Genomic DNA, 16,222 nt, shown 5'->3' with positions numbered 1-16,222 from the left:
CGCCCGGCGCGCGGGCCGTCACGTGTTCGGGGGCTCCGCGCCGTCGGGGTCGGCGCGGTCGAGTGCGGGCCGCGGCTTGGGGCCCGTCTCCTGGAGGAGGTGGTCCGCGGCGGCCGTGTCCGTCACCAGGCTGGTGACCAGACCGGAGCGGAGCACGGCGTCGATCGCGCCCGCCTTCCGCCGCCCGCCGGCGATGGCGACCACCTCGGGGATGCGACGCAGCCGGTCGGCCTCGACGGTGATGCAGCGCTCGCCCAGGTCGCGACCGATCCGGCGGCCGTCGGCGGCGAAGAGGTGCGCGGACATCTCGGCGGCGGCGCCCAGCGAGGCGTAGTGGGCGCGCTCCTCGTCCGACAGCATGTCGTGGACGGTGGAGATGCCGGGCTCCCAGGAGCCGATGGAGACGGCCGCGACGGTCACCTTGTCGAAGTACTCGAAGGCACGCGCGATGCCGGGCTGGGCGCGGAGGGCGGCGGCGGTGGTGGCGTCCGGCAGGAGCATCGGCGCGTAGATGGGGTGCGCCTCGCCGCCGGAGACGGTCGCCGCGCGGCGGACGGCCTCCACGGAGCCGCGTTCGGCGGTGCCGGCGTCGTAGACCCCGGTGAGCTGGACGACGGTGCAGGGCGGCAGCCGGTTGAGGGCGGCGGCCATGTGGATGGTGGAGCGGCCCCAGGCGAGGCCGAGCACATCGCCCTCGTTGACGAGTTCGCCGAGCAGGTCGGCCGCGACCTCGCCGAGGTTCTCCGGGTCCACCCCGTCGTCCTCGGCGTCGGAGGGTGATTCGACGACGACGGCGTTGCGCAGGCCGTAGCGGGAACGCAGCGCGTCGGAGCGCTCGGCGTCCAGCTCGGCCGGTACCCGGATCTCGATCCGGACGAGGTCGCGTTCGAGCGCCGTCTCCAGCACGCGGGCGACCTTGAAGCGGCTGACGCCGAACTCCTCGGCGATCTGGATCTTGGACTTTCCCTCGAGGTAGAAGCGGCGGGCCATGGCCGCCGCCTGCACCAGCTCCGCGGGTCCCATCCGCATGGCTGATCGGCCCGTCGACACCGCTTTCTCCTTCACTGTTCACTGTCCCATTCGTGAACCCGCCGCCATCCTGTCAGAAGCGGCGGTCGCCGGCCGGTCCTCGCGCTCCACTCCACCGGAGAGTTCACCGGAGTTCATCGCTCCGTGTCCTCCGGGGCCGGGTGTCAGTGCCCGCGGGCCCACCCCGCCTTGGCCGTGGTCTCCTCGGCCTGGCGGCGCAGGGCGCGCACCGCGGCGGCCGGGTCGTCCGCGCCGTAGACGGCGGACCCGGCGACGAAGACGTCGGCGCCGGCCTCGGCGCAGCGCTCGATGGTGTCCGCCGAGACACCGCCGTCGACCTGGAGCCACATCTCCAGGCCGTACCGGGAGATCAGCTCCCGGGTGCGGCGGATCTTCGGCAGCATGATGTCGAGGAAGGCCTGTCCGCCGAAGCCCGGCTCCACGGTCATCACGAGGAGCATGTCGAGCTCGGGCAGCAGATCCTCGTACGGCTCGACGGGGGTGGCGGGCTTGAGCGCCATCGAGGCCCTGGCCCCCTTGGCCCGGATCTCGCGGGCCAGCCGGACCGGCGCGGCGGCGGCCTCGGCGTGGAAGGTGACCGAGCCGGCGCCGGCCTCGACATAGGCGGGGGCCCAGCGGTCCGGCTGTTCGATCATGAGGTGGCAGTCCAGCGGGGTGTCCGTCGCCCTGCTCAGCGACTCGACGACCGGCACGCCGAGGGTGAGATTCGGGACGAAGTGGTTGTCCATGACGTCGACGTGGAGCCAGTCGGCGCCCTGGACGGCCTTCGCCTCCTCCGCGAGGCGGGAGAAGTCGGCGGAGAGAATACTGGGACTGATCTGCACGGCCATGGGGACAGCCTGCCATGCGCGGGAGAGGTCCGCCGACGCCCGTTTCCGGCATTCCGTGACCCTCCCTCCCCAACCGCCCGAGAACGATTTCGTGACGGTGTCCGCCCGGTGTCCGCGGCACGGGCGGGGGACCGTCACCGCCGTCCGCGTTCCACACGCCCACCGTCGAACCAATCCGACATTAAGCAGATTATCTGCCCATACGGTGCCGGTCTGTGTGATCTCCACCGGATGGAAAGGAACATCTGTGAAGCAGAACGGGATGCGGCTCGGCCTGACGGTCCTCGCGGCGCTGGCCCTGGCGGGCGGAGGCGTGTCGGCCGCCCAGGCCCACGACGGGTACGGGAAGGACCACCACGGCGGCCCGGCCTTCGTGGTGAACGGGGACAACAACCACTTCGCGGTGGGAGACGAGAACGTCATCGGCCGGGACGGCGTCGTCAGCTCGGGCCACAGCGACACCAGCGGGGTGGGGGCCGGCGAGGGCGAGGATGTCGGGACGCCGGCGCAGCCGTACGGCACCGTCATCAGCCCCACCGGCGTCGTGAAGCGGGCCCAGCCGACCAGCAACTCGGCGAACCTGGGCTCGCTCGCCTACCACGCCCAGGTCGGGCTCAACTGCAAGGTCCGCGGCCAGAACGTCGACGGCAACGACCTCTGGTACCTGCTGCGGGACGGGTCCGGATGGGTCACCGCCCGGTACGTCCAGAACACGGGCACGGTGCCGTTCTGCCCCTCCGTGGAGGACTCGGAGGGCGGCGGCACCCAGGCCCAGGCCCTCCGCGGCACCGCCCGCGACGACGCCATGAGCACCGCCGAGATGGAGACCGCGGACCTGGGCACCGCGGCCCCGAGCCGCACGGACACGGCCGGCCCGCAGGGCTGACCCCCGCACGGACACCCGGCTCCGGCCGGTACGGGCGACCGGGCGCCGCCCGTACCGGCCGGGGCCACCGGGGCACCGCCGGTTCGCGGCGGCGCCCCGCCGGGCCCGGGCCGTCAGGATGTACGGCGCAGCAGGGCCAGGTACATCGCGTCGGTGCCGTGCAGATGGGGCCAGAGCTGGACGTCGGGGCCGTCGCCCAGCGCGGGGACGCCGGGCATCAGCGGCCGCGCGTCGAGGAGTTCGGCCCCGGGCGCCGGTCCGCCGCGGCCCCGCAGCACGTCGTCGACGACGGCCCGGGTCTCGGCGAGGTGCGGTGAGCAGGTGGCGTAGCCGACGACGCCGCCCACCCGCACCGCGTTCAGCGCCTCCCGCAACAGCCCGCGCTGGAGCGGAGCGAAACCTTCCAGGTCGGAGGGGCGCCGCCGCCAGCGGGCCTCGGGGCGGCGGCGCAGCGCGCCGAGCCCGGTGCAGGGCACGTCGACGAGCACCCGGTCGAAGCTGCCGGGGCGCCACGGCGGCCGGGTGCCGTCCGCGGCGATCACCTGGTACGGGCCGGGGTTGCCGGCCAGCGTCCGGGCCACGAGCCGGGCCCGGTGCGGCTGCTTCTCCGAGGCGAGAAGCGAGGCACCCCGCTGCGCCGCGAGGGCGGCGAGCAGCGCGGCCTTGCCGCCGGGGCCGGCGCAGCCGTCGAGCCAGCGGCTGTCCTCCCCCTCCAGCGGGGCGCCCGCCAGGGCGAGGGCGACGAGCTGGCTGCCCTCGTCCTGGACGCCGGCCCGGCCCTCGCGGACCGGCTCCAGCGCCCCGGGCTCCCCGCCCTCGGAGAGCCGTACCGCGTACGGGGACCAGCGGCCGGGCAGCGCCGACTCCTCGCCCGCCGAGTCCAGCAGTTCACCGGTGGTCGAGCGGCCGGGCCGTGCGACGAGGGTCACCTCGGGCCGTTCGTTGTCGGCCTCCAGCAGGTCCTCGATGCCGGCGCGGCCGCCGCCGAGCGAGTCCCAGAGCGCGGAGACGATCCACCGCGGATGGGAGTGGACCACGGCGAGGTGCTCCTCGGGGTCCTCGTCGTAGTCGGGCGCGACCCGCTCCAGCCAGCCGTCCAGATCGTCGGCCGCGATCTTGCGCAGCACGGCGTTGACGAATTTGGCCCGCCCGTCGCCGAGCACCACCCGGGCCAGCTCGACGGTGGCGCTCACCGCCGCGTGGCTCGGGATCCGGGTGCCGAGCAATTGGTGGGCGCCGAGGGAGAGCACGTCCAGGACGGGCGGGTCCACCTCGCGCAGCGGCCGGTCCACACAGGCCGCGATGACCGCGTCGTAGGTGCCCTGGTGGCGCAGCGTCCCGTACACCAGTTCGGTGGCGAGCGCGGCGTCGCGGCCGTCGAAGCCCTCGTCCTCCCGCGCCTTCCGGAGCAGGGGCGGGAGGACGAGGTTGGCGTAGGCGTCCCGTTCGTCGACCGCCCGCAGCGCCTCGTAGGCCAGGACGCGGACGGGGTCCCTGCGGGGACGGCGGTAGGGCTTGCCGGGGCGGCGGCGACGGGACTGGTCGGTGCTCAAGGGAAAGGTGCTCCGCGGGTGATGAGGACGGTCCCGGGTGAGGGGGACGGCCCGTCCAGCCTACGACGCCCCGCCGTCCTTCCCGGTATCACCCCAGCCGCCCTGGATCATGGTCTGGAACGCCCATTCCCCGTTCCGCTTCAGCAGGACGTCCGCGTAGCGCAGGGTCTGGGTGCGCCCGCCCGCCGTCACCACGCCCTCGGTGAGGACGACGACGAGCGAGGCGGTCAGGAACCGGGGGGTGCGCACCGACTCGAAGCGGGGCTCCTCGCCGCCCGCCCCGCCCAGGACCTGGCTCATCGTGGCGGTGAACCGCTCGCGGTCCCACTGCTCCGCCGATCCGTTGCCGGCCGCGTCATCGGTGATGACGTTGAGCGGGAAGACGGCCATGTCGGCCATCGCCTCGACGTCGGCCCGGGCGCTGAGGGCCTCGTACCGCGCGAACCACGCGTCCAGCGTCCGGCGGTCCTCGTCGGTGGGGATGAACACGGCTCCGGCCTCGGGGACCGTGAACTGCTGCTCCAACTGCTGCTCCGCCATCCTGCTCCTCCATGACAAACAACTAATCAAGCTTGACTACCTGCCCAGACCGTACTGCCCGGAGAAGGGATTAGTCAAACTTGATGACGTGAGCCGGTACGCATCCGGTGCCGTCCAGGCCGGATGACGCCGCGACGCCGGATGCTGCCTCTGGAAGCACTGGTGAGGCGGGCAGGGCCGTGGGGGCGCGGCGGGCGCCCGGTCCGCTTCCGGGCACCGGCCCGCGGAGCCTCACCCCCGGCGGCCCGGAACTCCCCGCCCGCTCACGCCTGTTCAGGCCCGGGGCCCGTCCGTCGGCTTCCGCCGGGCGCGGCAGCCCGTCAGGCGCCGAGCCGGTCGTCCGGGCCGATGCGGACGCCGCGGGCCCAGTCGGCGCCCCGCATCGGCTTCTTGCCCTGCGGCTGCACCCACAGCAGTTCGACGGCGTGCGAGCCCGTGCCCGCGTACACGGCGTTCTTCGCCGCGGAGAGGGCGCCCGGCGCCAGGTCCGTCCGCTCCGGGAGCAGGGCCACCGACATCACCTTCAGCCGCTCGCCGCGGAAGAGCGTCCACGCCCCGGGCGCGGGCGAGCAGCCCCGTACGACACGGTCCACCCGGAGGGCGGGCGCCGGCCAGTCGATCTCCGCGTCCTCGACCGTCAGTTTGGGCGCGAGGCTGACGCCCTCGGCCGGCTGCGGCACCGGCTGGAGCGAGCCGTCCTCGATGCCGTCCATCGTCGCGGCCAGCAGCCCGGCGCCCGCGAGGGCGAGCCGGGTCAGCAGGTCCCCGCTGGTGTCGGTGGGCTTGATCTCCTCGGTGATCACCCCGTACACGGGGCCGGAGTCCAGCCCTTCCTCGATCAGGAAGGTGGAGGCGCCGGTCATCTCGTCGCCGGCGAGCACCGCGTGCTGCACCGGGGCCGCGCCCCGCCAGGCCGGCAGCAGCGAGAAGTGCAGGTTCACCCAGCCGTGCGCCGGGATGGCGAGGGCGGACTTGGGCAGCAGCGCGCCGTACGCGACGACGGGGCAGCAGTCCGGCGCGATGTCCCGCAGCCGGGCGAGGAAGTCCTCGTCCCGGGGACGGGCCGGCTTCAGCACCTCGATGCCCGCCTCCTCCGCCCGCTGCGCCACCGGGCAGGCGACCAGCTTCCGGCCGCGGCCGGCGGGGGCGTCGGGCCGGGTGACGACGGCCGCGACCTCGTGCCGGTCCGAGGCGATCAGGGTGTCCAGGGCGGGGAGGGCGACCTCGGGGGTGCCGGCGAAGACCAGCTTCATCGGGGGGTGCACTGCCTCTCGGGTCGGTCGGTTCCCGGTCCGGAGCACCCCGGACACCGGGTACGGCACCGGGACGGGCCCGCGGGGCGGGGCCGGGGACGGGGCGCACCAGTCTAGGGCCTGTCCGGCCCCGCTCCCCCGGGTCCCCGGCGCCCGGCACCGCGCCCCGCCGCGTTCCCCGGGCACGCCCGCGTACGGTCCGGCGCGCGGACGCCTCTCCGCCGGGCGGCGCACGGCACCGGGCGCCGCGGCCCGCTCCGGCGCGACGGGGCGGACGGGCCCGGGCCCCGGACCCGGGGGCGTACGCGCGGGTACGCGCCCCCCGCACCGGCCCGTGCCCCCGACACCGTGACCAGCGGGGCCCGTCGGGCGTTGGTCACGGGAGATTGACCAGCCACGGGGCCCCTGCCGGGGCCCATCCCCTGCAACGCCGGTTTCGAGAGGCTTGTTGATGGCCGACCACTCCACGCACGACACCCAGGCCCGGGCCAGCCTGCACCTGCTGGTGCGGGACATCGAGCGGGTGCGCCGGCAGGCGGACGCCCTGCGCACGCTCACGGCTCAGCTCGGCACCGTCTACCGCCCCCGCCGCAGCGGCCCGTCCGCGGCGGGCTTCATCGTGTACGGGCGGGCGCCGGCGCCGACGGTCCGGCTGGCACAGGAGCTGCGGGACAGCGTCGAGACCCTGGTCACGGCCGCCGTCGACTTCGACCGTTCCCTGGGGTTCTCCTGGGACGCGGTGGGTTCCGCCCTCGGGGTCACCAAGCAGGCCGTGCACCGGCGTTACGGCGGTTCCCGGCGGGCCGCGGCGCGCGGCGCGGCCGAGGCCGAGGCGGCCGCCACGGCTCCCTCCTCCCCGGCGGGCACGACGGCGACCGCCACGGCGGCGGGCGGGCCGCGCCCGGAGCCCGCCCCGCCCGTCCAGGAGCGGCAGTCCCCGTCCGACCGGCCGGTCGTACCCGCGGCCCGTTCCGTCACGGGCCCGCCGCCCGGCTCCGCGCTGCCGGAGCCCTCCCGCCCGCACGGCCTGCCCGATACCCCGCGTCCGAACGGCTTTCCGGCTCCCCGCAACGGCTGACGGCCGTCTCCCGGCCCCGGCTCCTCCCTCCGGGAGCCCGCCGGCCGTTCCCTCCCGCCCTGCGCAGGGTCAGCCGAGATCCGGCGGGTCGATACGGATCCGCACCGGCGGCCCCTCCCGGCGGGTGAGGCGCGCCGCCTGGGCGGCCTTGAGCGCCGATGCCAGCGCGGCGCCGTTGCCGGGCCGCACCCGGACCAGCGCCCGGTCCCACTGCTCGCCCGGGGGCGGCCCTCCGGGCCGGGCGCCGCCGGGGCCGGGCACGCGCATCGGCACCGGGCCGAGCACCTCGGCCCCGGGAGGCAGCCGGACCGTCTCCAGAAAGCCCGCGACCGCCTCCGGCGGGCCCGCCACGGCCGCCATCCGGGAGACCGGCGGGAAACCCAGCTCAGCCCGCTCGGCCAGCTCCCGCGCGGCGTGCCCGGCGGGATCCCAGCGGACCAGCGCCTGCACCGGCCGCAGCGACGGCTCCGCGACCACCACGACCGTCCCCCCGGCGGGCTCCGGGCGCACCAGCGCGGCCGCGCCCAGCCAGCGGCGCAGGGTCTCCTCGCCGGCGCGCAGATCGGGGCGGCCGAGCATCGCCCAGCCGTCGAGGAGCAGCGCCGCCGCGTAGCCGCCCTCGGCGACCGGTTCCGCGCCGGGTGTGCTGACGACGAGCGCGGGCGCGTCCGGCACGGTGTCCAGGACGTGGTCGCGGCCGGAGGTGCGCACCGGCACCGCGGGGAAGGCCCGGCCCAGTTCCTCGGCCGTGCGGCGGGCGCCGAACACCTGGCCGCGCAGCCGCGCCCCACCGCACTCCGGGCAGTGCCACCCCGGCGACTCCCGCCCGCACCAGCCGCAGCACAGCGCCTCCGCCGGGCCCACCGCCTCCAGCGGCCCCGAGCAGTGCGCGCAGCGCGCGGGCGTGCGGCAGCGCTCGCAGGCCAGCCGGGGCACATAGCCGCGCCGCGGCACCTGGATCAGCACCGGTCCCCGCTGGAGCGCGTCGCGGACGGTGCGCCAGGCCAGGCTCGGCAGCCGCGCGGCCCGCGCCGCCTCGTCCCGGGCCTCCTCGCCGTCGCCGATGGTGCGCACCCGGGGAGCGGTGGCGCGGACCGTCTCGCGGTCGGCGGCCAGCGGGTGCGCCCAGCCGGTCTCGACGAGCTGCGCGGCCTCGACCGTGCGGCCGTGGGCGCCCAGCAGGAAGCCGGCTCCCTCGTGCGCCGCCCGCAGCATCAGGACCTCGCGGGCGTGCGGGTACGGGGCGTGCTCGTCGCCGTGGCTGGAGTCGCCGTCGTCCCAGATCGCGGCCAGGCCCAGCTGCCGTACGGGGGCGAACATCGCGGCGCGGGTGCCGATCACGGCCCGGACGGCGCCCCGGGAGACCGCGAGCCAGCGGCGGTAGCGGGCCTCGGGGCCGGCGTCGGCGGTGAGCAGCACATGGTGCCCCGGGCCGATCAGCGCGGTCAGCGCGGCGTCCACCCGGGCGGCGCTGCGCCCGTCGGGCAGCACGGCGAGCGCGCCGCGGCCCCCGGCGAGCGTGGCCGCCACGGCGCGGGCCAGCTCCCCGGGCCACCCGGCACCGGGCAGCGCGGTCCATACGCCGCGGGGCGTGCCGCCGGAGGCCAGGGCGCGCAGATAGCCGGGGCCGCCGGTGTACCGCTCCCAGCCGCCGGGCTCCGGCTCGGGCGGCGCGGGCGGGGCGGGCGGCGACTCCTTCTTCTCGGCGCGGGCCATCCGGCGCGGCACCGCCAGCTGGACGACGTCGGCCAGGGCACCGGCGTACCGGTCGGCGACCGCGCGGCAGAGCGCGAGCAGTTCCGGGGAGAGGACCGGCTCGGGCGAGAGGACCTGGGCGATCGGGGCGAGGGTGCCCCGGTAGTCGCTGTCGGGGCGGCGCTCGACGATGAAGCCGTTGATCAGCCCGCCGCCCTCGCGGCGGCCGTTCCGCTCCCCCGCGCCGAACCGGACGCGCACCCGGACACCGGGGCGGGCCTCGGCGTCCATGGCGGCCGGGACGGCGTAGTCGAAGAAGCGGTCGAGGTGGACGAGGCCCTTGTCCACGAGGACCCGGGCCACCGGGTCCGCCCCGGCGAGCGCGGCACCGCGCCAGGTGCGCGGCTTGGCGCGGGGGACCTTGGCCGTCCGCACGGTCTCCCGGATCAGCGCGAGCTGTTCGCCCCCGGGCGGTCCGGCCGCCGGGGGGCGGTGCGCCACCGGGGGCTGGTGCGCCGGTTCCCCGCCCGGCCGCCGGTTCTCGCTGCTCACCGTCCCAGTCCTACCAGAGCGCACCGACATGCCCCGCTCCGCCCCGGGCGGCCGCACGCGGGCGCGGGCCCCGTCCCCCCGTCCGTCCGCCGCGGGACGGCTGCCGGGACACGGCCGCGGCCCGGGCCCCGCTGACGGGGTTCCGGGCCGCGGCCGGAGAACGCGGGGGCCGGCCGTCAGGCCCCGGCGGCCTTGCGCAGCGCGTCGACGCGGTCGGTGCGCTCCCAGGTGAACTCGGGCAGTTCACGGCCGAAGTGGCCGTAGGCGGCGGTCCGGGCGTAGATCGGGCGGAGCAGGTCGAGGTCGCGGATGATCGCGGCCGGGCGCAGATCGAACACCTCACCGATCGCCTGCTCGATCCGCTCCACCTCCACCGTCGCGGTCCCGAAGGTCTCCACGAACAGACCGACCGGCTCCGCCTTGCCGATGGCGTACGCCACCTGCACCTCACACCGCGAGGCCAGCCCCGCCGCCACCACGTTCTTCGCCACCCAGCGCATCGCGTACGCCGCCGAACGGTCCACCTTCGACGGATCCTTCCCCGAGAACGCACCGCCACCGTGCCGGGCCATACCGCCATAGGTGTCAATGATGATCTTGCGGCCGGTCAGCCCCGCGTCCCCCATCGGACCACCGATCTCGAACCGGCCCGTCGGGTTCACCAGCAGCCGGTAGTTGGCGGTGTCGAGCTTGATGCCGTCCTCGATCAGCTCGGCGAGGACGTGCTCCACGACGAACTCGCGGATGTCCGGGGCCAGCAGGCTGTCCAGGTCGATGTCGGAGGCGTGCTGGGAGGAGACCACGACCGTGTCGAGGCGGACGGCCTTGTCGCCGTCGTACTCGATGGTGACCTGGGTCTTGCCGTCCGGGCGGAGGTAGGGGATGGTCCCGTTCTTCCGCACCTCCGACAGCCGGCGGGAGAGCCGGTGCGCCAGGTTGATCGGCAGCGGCATCAGTTCGGGCGTCTCGTCGCAGGCGTAGCCGAACATCAGGCCCTGGTCGCCCGCGCCCTGCCGGTCCAGCTCGTCGTCCGCGTCCCGCTGGGAGGCGCTCCCGACGCGCTGCTCGTACGCGGTGTCCACGCCCTGCGCGATGTCGGGGGACTGCGAGCCGATGGAGACCGAGACGCCGCAGGAGGCGCCGTCGAAGCCCTTCTTCGAGGAGTCGTAGCCGATGTCGAGGATCTTGCTGCGCACGAGCGTCGCGATGTCCGCGTACGCCTTCGTCGTCACTTCGCCGGCCACATGGACCAGACCGGTGGTGATCAGGGTCTCGACGGCGACGCGGGAGGCCGGGTCCTCCATGAGGAGGGCGTCGAGGATGGAGTCGCTGATCTGGTCAGCGATCTTGTCTGGGTGGCCCTCGGTGACGGACTCGGAGGTGAACAGGCGGCGGGACACATCGCTCCCTGGGGTTGCAGCGGCTGCTGGCTGAATCGTGGCGGAACCGTTTCGAGGCTGCGGCCGCACGGTTCCGCAGGCAGTTTATCCGGAGCGGCCCCGTCTCGGACACGGCGTCTCGATCCTTGGGAGCCTTGTGACCTGCGGCACCGGCGCCGTACCAGCAGGAGTCGAGCGTTCCGGCAGGCCGGAACGGTTCCGCGCGTCACGGCGTTTCGCCGCCGAGGGGCCCGGCGGCACCGGCTCGGCGCGGCGCGCGGCCGTCTTCGGCCGGCCTCAGACCAGCCGCCGCGCCACGAGGTCCCACACGGTGTCGGCGAGCGCCTCCTTGGGCCCGTACGGCACCGGGGTCTCCGTGCCGTCGGCGCCCAGGATCACCGCCTCGTTCTCCTCCGAGCCGAAGGTACGGCCCTCCCCCACCTCGTTGACGACGAGCAGGTCGCAGCCTTTGCGGGCGAGCTTGGCGCGGCCGTTGGCGAGCACGTCGTCGGTCTCGGCCGCGAAGCCCACCACGATCTGCCCGGACCGGGCCCGCTCCGCCGAGATCTCGGCGAGGACGTCGGGGTTGCGGACCAGGGTGACGGGCTCCGGCTCCTCCCCGTCCTTCTTCTTGATCTTGCCCTCGGCGTACCGGCCGGGCCGGAAGTCGGCCACGGCGGCGGCCATGACGACGGCGTCCGCACCGGCGGCGGCCTCGAGCACCGCCTCGCGCAGCTGTACGGCCGTGCCGACGGGGACGACGTCGGCGCCCGCCGGGTCGGGCAGATGCGTGTGGGCCGCGATCAGGGTGACCCGCGCGCCGCGCGCCACGGCCGTACGGGCCAGGGCGTACCCCTGCTTGCCGGAGGAGCGGTTGCCGAGGAAGCGGACCGGGTCCAGCGGTTCGCGGGTGCCGCCGGCGCTGACGACGACATGGCGGCCCGCGAGGTCGCGCTCCGCGCCGGCCGCGCCGCGCGCCAGCACCCGGCGGCAGACCTCGAAGATCTCGCCGGGATCGGGGAGCCGCCCCTTGCCGGTGTCCGCGCCGGTGAGCCGGCCCACGGCGGGCTCGATGACGACGGCGCCGCGGCGGCGCAGCGTCGCCACGTTCTCCCGGGTGGCCGGGTGCTCCCACATCTCGGTGTGCATGGCGGGGGCGAAGACCACCGGGCAGCGGGCCGTGAGCAGGGTGTTGGTCAGCAGGTCGTCGGCGAGGCCGTGGGCCGCGCGGGCGAGGGTGTCGGCGGTGGCGGGCGCGACGACGACGAGGTCTGCCGCCTGGCCGATGCGGACGTGCGGCACCTCGTGGACGCTCTCCCACACCTCGGCGGAGACCGGGTGGCCGGAGAGCGCGGACCAGGTGGCCTCGCCGACGAAGTTGAGCGCCGACGCGGTCGGTACGACGCGCACGTCGTGCCCCGACTCGGTGAGCCGGCGCAGCAGCTCGCACGCCTTGTACGCGGCGATGCCGCCGCTCACCCCGAGGACGACCCTCGGGCGCCCCGCCTGCGCCGCCGTCCCGTTCGGTGCCTTCGGCTCCACCGGCTCCACCGTCCACCTCGCCTCTCGCGCTCGTCCCTGCCGTGCGCTCCGCGCCCGCGCGCCGTCCGCGGGGCGCGGGCCCGCCGCACGGGTCCATGACACACCACGGGCCCGGCAGATGCTCTGCCGGGCCCGTCCGGAGGCGCCGTGGGGCGCCTGTCCGCTTCCTGTACTGCCTGCTGCTACTGCTTGGTGACCGGGCCGTCGACGGCCTCGGAGGTCAGCAGACCGGCGTTGATCTCCCGCAGGGCGATCGACAGCGGCTTCTCGTGGACGTGGGTGTCCACCAGCGGGCCGACGTACTCGAGGAGTCCCTCACCGAGCTGGGAGTAGTACGCGTTGATCTGGCGCGCGCGCTTGGCGGCGTAGATCACGAGGCTGTACTTGGAGTCCGTGGCCTCGAGGAGCTCGTCGATCGGCGGGTTGATGATGCCCTCGGGCGTGGTGATGGGAGAGGACACGCTCTGCCTTCCGAAGTGCCGGTGATTACCGGGGAGGAGCCGCCGGTAACGGTGAAAAGGATGGAATGGATCAATCTACCTGCATCAAGGCTAGCAGCTCACGCGCGACGTCCTCGACCGAGGTGTTGACCAGGGTGGTGTCGAACTCCTCCTCGGCGGCGAGCTCGACCCGGGCCGCCTCCAGCCGGCGCTCGATGACCTCGGGGGGCTCGGTGCCGCGGCCCGTCAGGCGGCGGACGAGCTCCTCCCAGCTCGGCGGGGCCAGGAAGACCAACTGGGCCTCGGGCATGGCCTCGCGCACCTGGCGGGCGCCCTGGAGGTCGATCTCCAGCAGGACGGGCACACCCGCCGCCAGCCGTTCGAGGACGGCGCGCCGGGGGGTGCCGTAGCGGTTGCCCGCGAACTCGGCCCACTCCAGCAGCTCGCCGTTGGCCACCAGCTTGTCGAACTCGTCGTCCCGCACGAAGTGGTACTGCACTCCGTCCCGTTCGCCGGGGCGCGGGGACCGGGTGGTGGCGGAGACCGAGAGCCAGACCTCGGGGTGAACCTTGCGCATATGGGCGACGACCGTGCTCTTGCCGACCCCGGAGGGGCCGGAGAGCACGGTCAGTCGCGGGCGGCGGGTCGCCCCCCGGGAGACTGCTTCACTCATGCGGTGATTATCCAGCTTCCCGGGAGTGCCGGAGAACCCCGGGCGTCACGCCGGAGACTCCTCAGGCGTGCGTGCCGCCGAACTCCCTCTCGAGAGAGGCGATCTGGTTGGAGCCGAGGCCCCGGACCCGGCGGCTCTCGGAGATGCCGAGCCGCTCCATGATCTGCTTGGCCCGGACCTTGCCGACGCCCGGCAGGGATTCCAGGAGCGCGGAGACCTTCATCTTGCCGATGACGTCGTTCTCCTGGCCCTGCTTGATGACCTCGTGCAGGGAGGCACCGGAGTGCTTGAGCCGATTCTTGACCTCGGCGCGCTCCCGGCGAGCCGCGGCGGCCTTTTCGAGCGCGGCTGCGCGCTGTTCAGGGGTAAGGGGCGGAAGAGCCACGCCTACGTCACCTCGGATATCGAACTGTCGGATACGGATGGATCGTGAAACCGGCCGCCCCGCCGTTGCCTGCGGGGCGGTGAGCGCCGCAGTGATGCGAGCGCTCTCGACGGAGACTAGCGGTCCGGGCCGCCCGAGTCAGCGAGAACAGGCGAAAAGTCCTGGTCAGACTCTGTTGATGTGGACAATCCAGACATAAGACCCCCACATTCGGCCAGGATTGTTCAACGAAGCGGGGGCCGCCGCCCCGCCGGGCCGCCGACCGGGCCTCACGCAGGGCTTACGGCCGCCCGCACCTCGTCGGCCAGGCGCGCCGCCGCCGTCCGCAGTCCCGCCGGACCGGGCCCGTGCCGCAGCACCCCTCGGCTGACGCTCGGCACCACGTTGGAGACGGATGGCCCGAAGACGCCGGGGAGGTCGGCGGGCGTCGCCCCCTGGGCCCCGATGCCGGGCGCGAGGAGCGGGCCGTTGATGGCCAGATCGGCCCCCGTCTCCCCCAGCGTCGCCCCCACGACGGCGCCGACCGAACCCAGCGGCGCGGCACCGGCGTTCTCCCGCGCCATGTGGTCGAGCATCACCTGCGCCAGGGAGCGGCCGCCGGGGGTGGCGGCCCGCTGCACCTCCGCCCCCTCCGGGTTGGAGGTGAGCGCCAGGACGAAGACTCCGCAGCCGGATTCCCGGGCCAGGTCGAGCGCGGGGCGCAGCGAGCCGAAGCCGAGGTACGGGCTCACGGTCACCGCGTCCGAGAACAGCGGGCTGCCCTTGGCCAGATAGGTGTCGGCGTACGCGGCCATGGTGGAGCCGATGTCGCCGCGCTTGGCGTCCGTCAGCACCAGGGCCCCGGCGGAGCGGGCGTCGGCGACGGCCCGTTCGAGCACCGCGATCCCCCGGGAGCCGAAGCGCTCGAAGAAGGCGGACTGCGGTTTGAGGACGGCCACCCGGTCGGCCAGGGCGTCGACCACCGTGCGGGTGAAGCGCTCCAGACCGGCGACGTCGTCGTTCAGCCCCCAGTCCGCGAGGAGCGACGCGTGCGGGTCGATGCCGACGCAGAGCGGACCGCGGGTGTCCATGGCCCGGCGCAGCCGGGCGCCGAAGGGCTCGGGGCGGTCGTCGGGATCCGGGTGGTGGCCGGGGTCCGGGTCGTGGCTCGGCTGGTCCGGGGAGCTCATGCGGCGGCCTTCCGGGTGTCGGCGCCGACGGCGTCGGCGAGGGTGGCGTACGGGCTCGCGGCCAGGCGTGCGGCCAGGCCGCGGTGGACGCGCCGGCACCAGAGCGGGCCCTGGTAGACGAAGGCGCTGTAGCCCTGGACGAGGGTGGCGCCGGCGAGGACGCGCTCCCAGACGTCGTCGGCGGTCTCCACGCCGCCCACGCCGACGAGTGTGACGCGGTCGCCCACGCGCGCGTACAGCCGGCGCAGCACCTCCAGGGAGCGGGCCCTCAGCGGGGCGCCGGAGAGACCGCCCGCGCCGATGGACTCGACGAGGTCCCGGCGGGTGCGCAGGCCCAGGCCGTCGCGCGCGATGGTGGTGTTGGTGGCGATGATGCCGTCCAGGCCGAGGTCGACGGCGAGGTCGGCGACGGCATCCACGTCCTCGTCCGCCAGATCGGGGGCGATCTTGACGAGCAGCGGGACGCGGCGGCCGGGGACCGTGCGGTCGGCGGCCTCGCGGACGGCGGTGAGCAGCGGACGGAGCTGCTCGGTGGCCTGGAGGTTCCGCAGGCCGGGGGTGTTCGGGGAGGAGACGTTGACGACGAGGTAGTCGGCGTGGGCGGCGAGCCGCTCGGTGGAGGTGACGTAGTCGGCGACCGCCGCGTCCTCCGGGACGGTCTTGGTCTTGCCGATGTTGACGCCGAGGGTCACCCCGGGCCGGCCCCGGCGGGCGGCGGCGCGGGCCGCGAGGCGCGCGGCGACGGCGGCCGAGCCGTCGTTGTTGAAGCCCATCCGGTTGATCAGGGCCCGGTCCACCGCCAGGCGGAACAGGCGGGGCGCGGGGTTGCCGGGCTGCGGCTCGCCGGTGACGGTGCCGATCTCCACATGGTCGAAGCCGAGCATCGCCAGGCCGTCGATGCCGGTGGCGTTCTTGTCGAAGCCGGCCGCGAGCCCGAACGGGCCGGGCATCTCGCGGCCGAAGGCGGTGGTGCGCAGCTCCGGGCGGCGGGCGGCGAGCAGCGCGGCCAGCAGCGTGCGGAGCACGGGGATCCGGGCGGCGCGCCGGATCCAGCCGAAGGCCAGGTGGTGGGCGCGCTCGGGATCCAGGCGGCGGAAGAGGAGGTTGAAGAGCAGGGCGTACATCTCGGGCCGTTTCTGCGGGAGGTGAGCGGTACGGGGCGACGGGCGGCGGCCCGCCGGGAGCGGCGGCGGGGCC

Annotated in this window: 15 protein-coding genes; 2 read left to right on the top strand and 13 right to left on the bottom strand. The window is 75.1% G+C overall.

The features are described 5' to 3' along the window. Positions 1-18: 18 nt before the first annotated feature. Together SXIN_RS27350 and rpe are read right to left on the bottom strand one after the other, a co-directional pair. On the bottom strand, positions 19-1,023 hold the full coding sequence (locus tag SXIN_RS27350) for a sugar-binding transcriptional regulator (RefSeq protein WP_192883700.1): 1,005 nt from the start codon (positions 1,021-1,023) through the stop codon (positions 19-21). A 170-nt stretch (positions 1,024-1,193) separates the two neighbouring features. Then, entirely contained in the window at positions 1,194-1,880 is a 687-nt protein-coding gene (gene rpe / locus SXIN_RS27345) for a ribulose-phosphate 3-epimerase (RefSeq protein WP_019708708.1), read from the bottom strand. 247 nt (positions 1,881-2,127) lie between these two features. Between rpe and SXIN_RS31640 the strand changes: the two genes are divergently transcribed. After that, positions 2,128-2,766 carry a hypothetical protein gene (locus SXIN_RS31640; RefSeq protein WP_019708709.1) on the top strand — a complete coding sequence of 213 codons (639 nt, stop codon included), beginning with the start codon at positions 2,128-2,130 and terminating at the stop codon, positions 2,764-2,766. A gap of 113 nt (positions 2,767-2,879) precedes the next feature. On the opposite strand, the gene SXIN_RS27335 is transcribed toward SXIN_RS31640, so the two are convergent. The 3 genes from SXIN_RS27335 to fmt form a co-directional block, all read right to left on the bottom strand. After that, positions 2,880-4,319 carry an RsmB/NOP family class I SAM-dependent RNA methyltransferase gene (locus SXIN_RS27335; RefSeq protein ID WP_095757682.1) on the bottom strand — a complete coding sequence of 480 codons (1,440 nt, stop codon included), beginning with the start codon at positions 4,317-4,319 and terminating at the stop codon, positions 2,880-2,882. A gap of 60 nt (positions 4,320-4,379) precedes the next feature. After that, the gene (locus SXIN_RS27330) at positions 4,380-4,859 is read right to left on the bottom strand and encodes a hypothetical protein (RefSeq protein ID WP_019708711.1); all 480 of its coding nucleotides are present in this window, start codon (positions 4,857-4,859) and stop codon (positions 4,380-4,382) included. Positions 4,860-5,179: 320 nt separating this feature from the next. Then, a complete protein-coding gene (fmt, locus tag SXIN_RS27325) occupies positions 5,180-6,112 on the bottom strand; it encodes a methionyl-tRNA formyltransferase (protein WP_019706193.1) in 933 nt (310 codons plus the stop codon). Positions 6,113-6,563: 451 nt separating this feature from the next. Between fmt and SXIN_RS27320 the strand changes: the two genes are divergently transcribed. Further along, complete coding sequence (locus tag SXIN_RS27320; protein ID WP_095757681.1) at positions 6,564-7,190, top strand: hypothetical protein; 627 nt, start codon at positions 6,564-6,566, stop codon at positions 7,188-7,190. Positions 7,191-7,259: 69 nt separating this feature from the next. Here SXIN_RS27320 and SXIN_RS27315 read toward each other — a convergent pair whose 3' ends face one another. The 8 genes from SXIN_RS27315 to SXIN_RS27280 all read right to left on the bottom strand — a co-directional run bounded on the left by SXIN_RS27315 (position 7,260) and on the right by SXIN_RS27280 (position 16,149). Beyond that, complete coding sequence (locus tag SXIN_RS27315; protein WP_420341071.1) at positions 7,260-9,437, bottom strand: primosomal protein N'; 2,178 nt, start codon at positions 9,435-9,437, stop codon at positions 7,260-7,262. Between the two features lie 176 nt (positions 9,438-9,613). Continuing rightward, complete coding sequence (metK, locus tag SXIN_RS27310) at positions 9,614-10,837, bottom strand: methionine adenosyltransferase (protein WP_095757679.1); 1,224 nt, start codon at positions 10,835-10,837, stop codon at positions 9,614-9,616. A gap of 276 nt (positions 10,838-11,113) precedes the next feature. After that, positions 11,114-12,358, bottom strand: a complete 1,245-nt coding sequence (gene coaBC, locus SXIN_RS27305; RefSeq protein WP_095758220.1) for a bifunctional phosphopantothenoylcysteine decarboxylase/phosphopantothenate--cysteine ligase CoaBC — start codon at positions 12,356-12,358, stop codon at positions 11,114-11,116. A 182-nt stretch (positions 12,359-12,540) separates the two neighbouring features. Further along, the gene (gene rpoZ, locus SXIN_RS27300; RefSeq protein ID WP_019708714.1) at positions 12,541-12,819 is read right to left on the bottom strand and encodes a DNA-directed RNA polymerase subunit omega; all 279 of its coding nucleotides are present in this window, start codon (positions 12,817-12,819) and stop codon (positions 12,541-12,543) included. 70 nt (positions 12,820-12,889) lie between these two features. Continuing rightward, positions 12,890-13,471: a guanylate kinase gene (gmk, locus tag SXIN_RS27295; protein WP_039821179.1), complete on the bottom strand. Its 582-nt coding sequence runs from the start codon at positions 13,469-13,471 to the stop codon at positions 12,890-12,892. Positions 13,472-13,532: 61 nt separating this feature from the next. Beyond that, the gene (locus SXIN_RS27290; RefSeq protein WP_019708716.1) at positions 13,533-13,856 is read right to left on the bottom strand and encodes an integration host factor; all 324 of its coding nucleotides are present in this window, start codon (positions 13,854-13,856) and stop codon (positions 13,533-13,535) included. A gap of 269 nt (positions 13,857-14,125) precedes the next feature. Then, complete coding sequence (gene pyrF, locus SXIN_RS27285; RefSeq protein ID WP_019708717.1) at positions 14,126-15,025, bottom strand: orotidine-5'-phosphate decarboxylase; 900 nt, start codon at positions 15,023-15,025, stop codon at positions 14,126-14,128. After that, on the bottom strand, positions 15,022-16,149 hold the full coding sequence (locus tag SXIN_RS27280) for a quinone-dependent dihydroorotate dehydrogenase (RefSeq protein WP_095757678.1): 1,128 nt from the start codon (positions 16,147-16,149) through the stop codon (positions 15,022-15,024). Before SXIN_RS27280 ends, pyrF begins: the two co-directional genes overlap by 4 nt. Positions 16,150-16,222: the final 73 nt, after the last annotated feature.

It is taken from the genome of Streptomyces xinghaiensis S187 (assembly GCF_000220705.2).
GTDB lineage: Bacteria > Actinomycetota > Actinomycetes > Streptomycetales > Streptomycetaceae > Streptomyces > Streptomyces xinghaiensis.
Note: the sequence above shows the minus strand (reverse complement) of the source record. Positions and strands in the feature narration are given on the sequence as shown.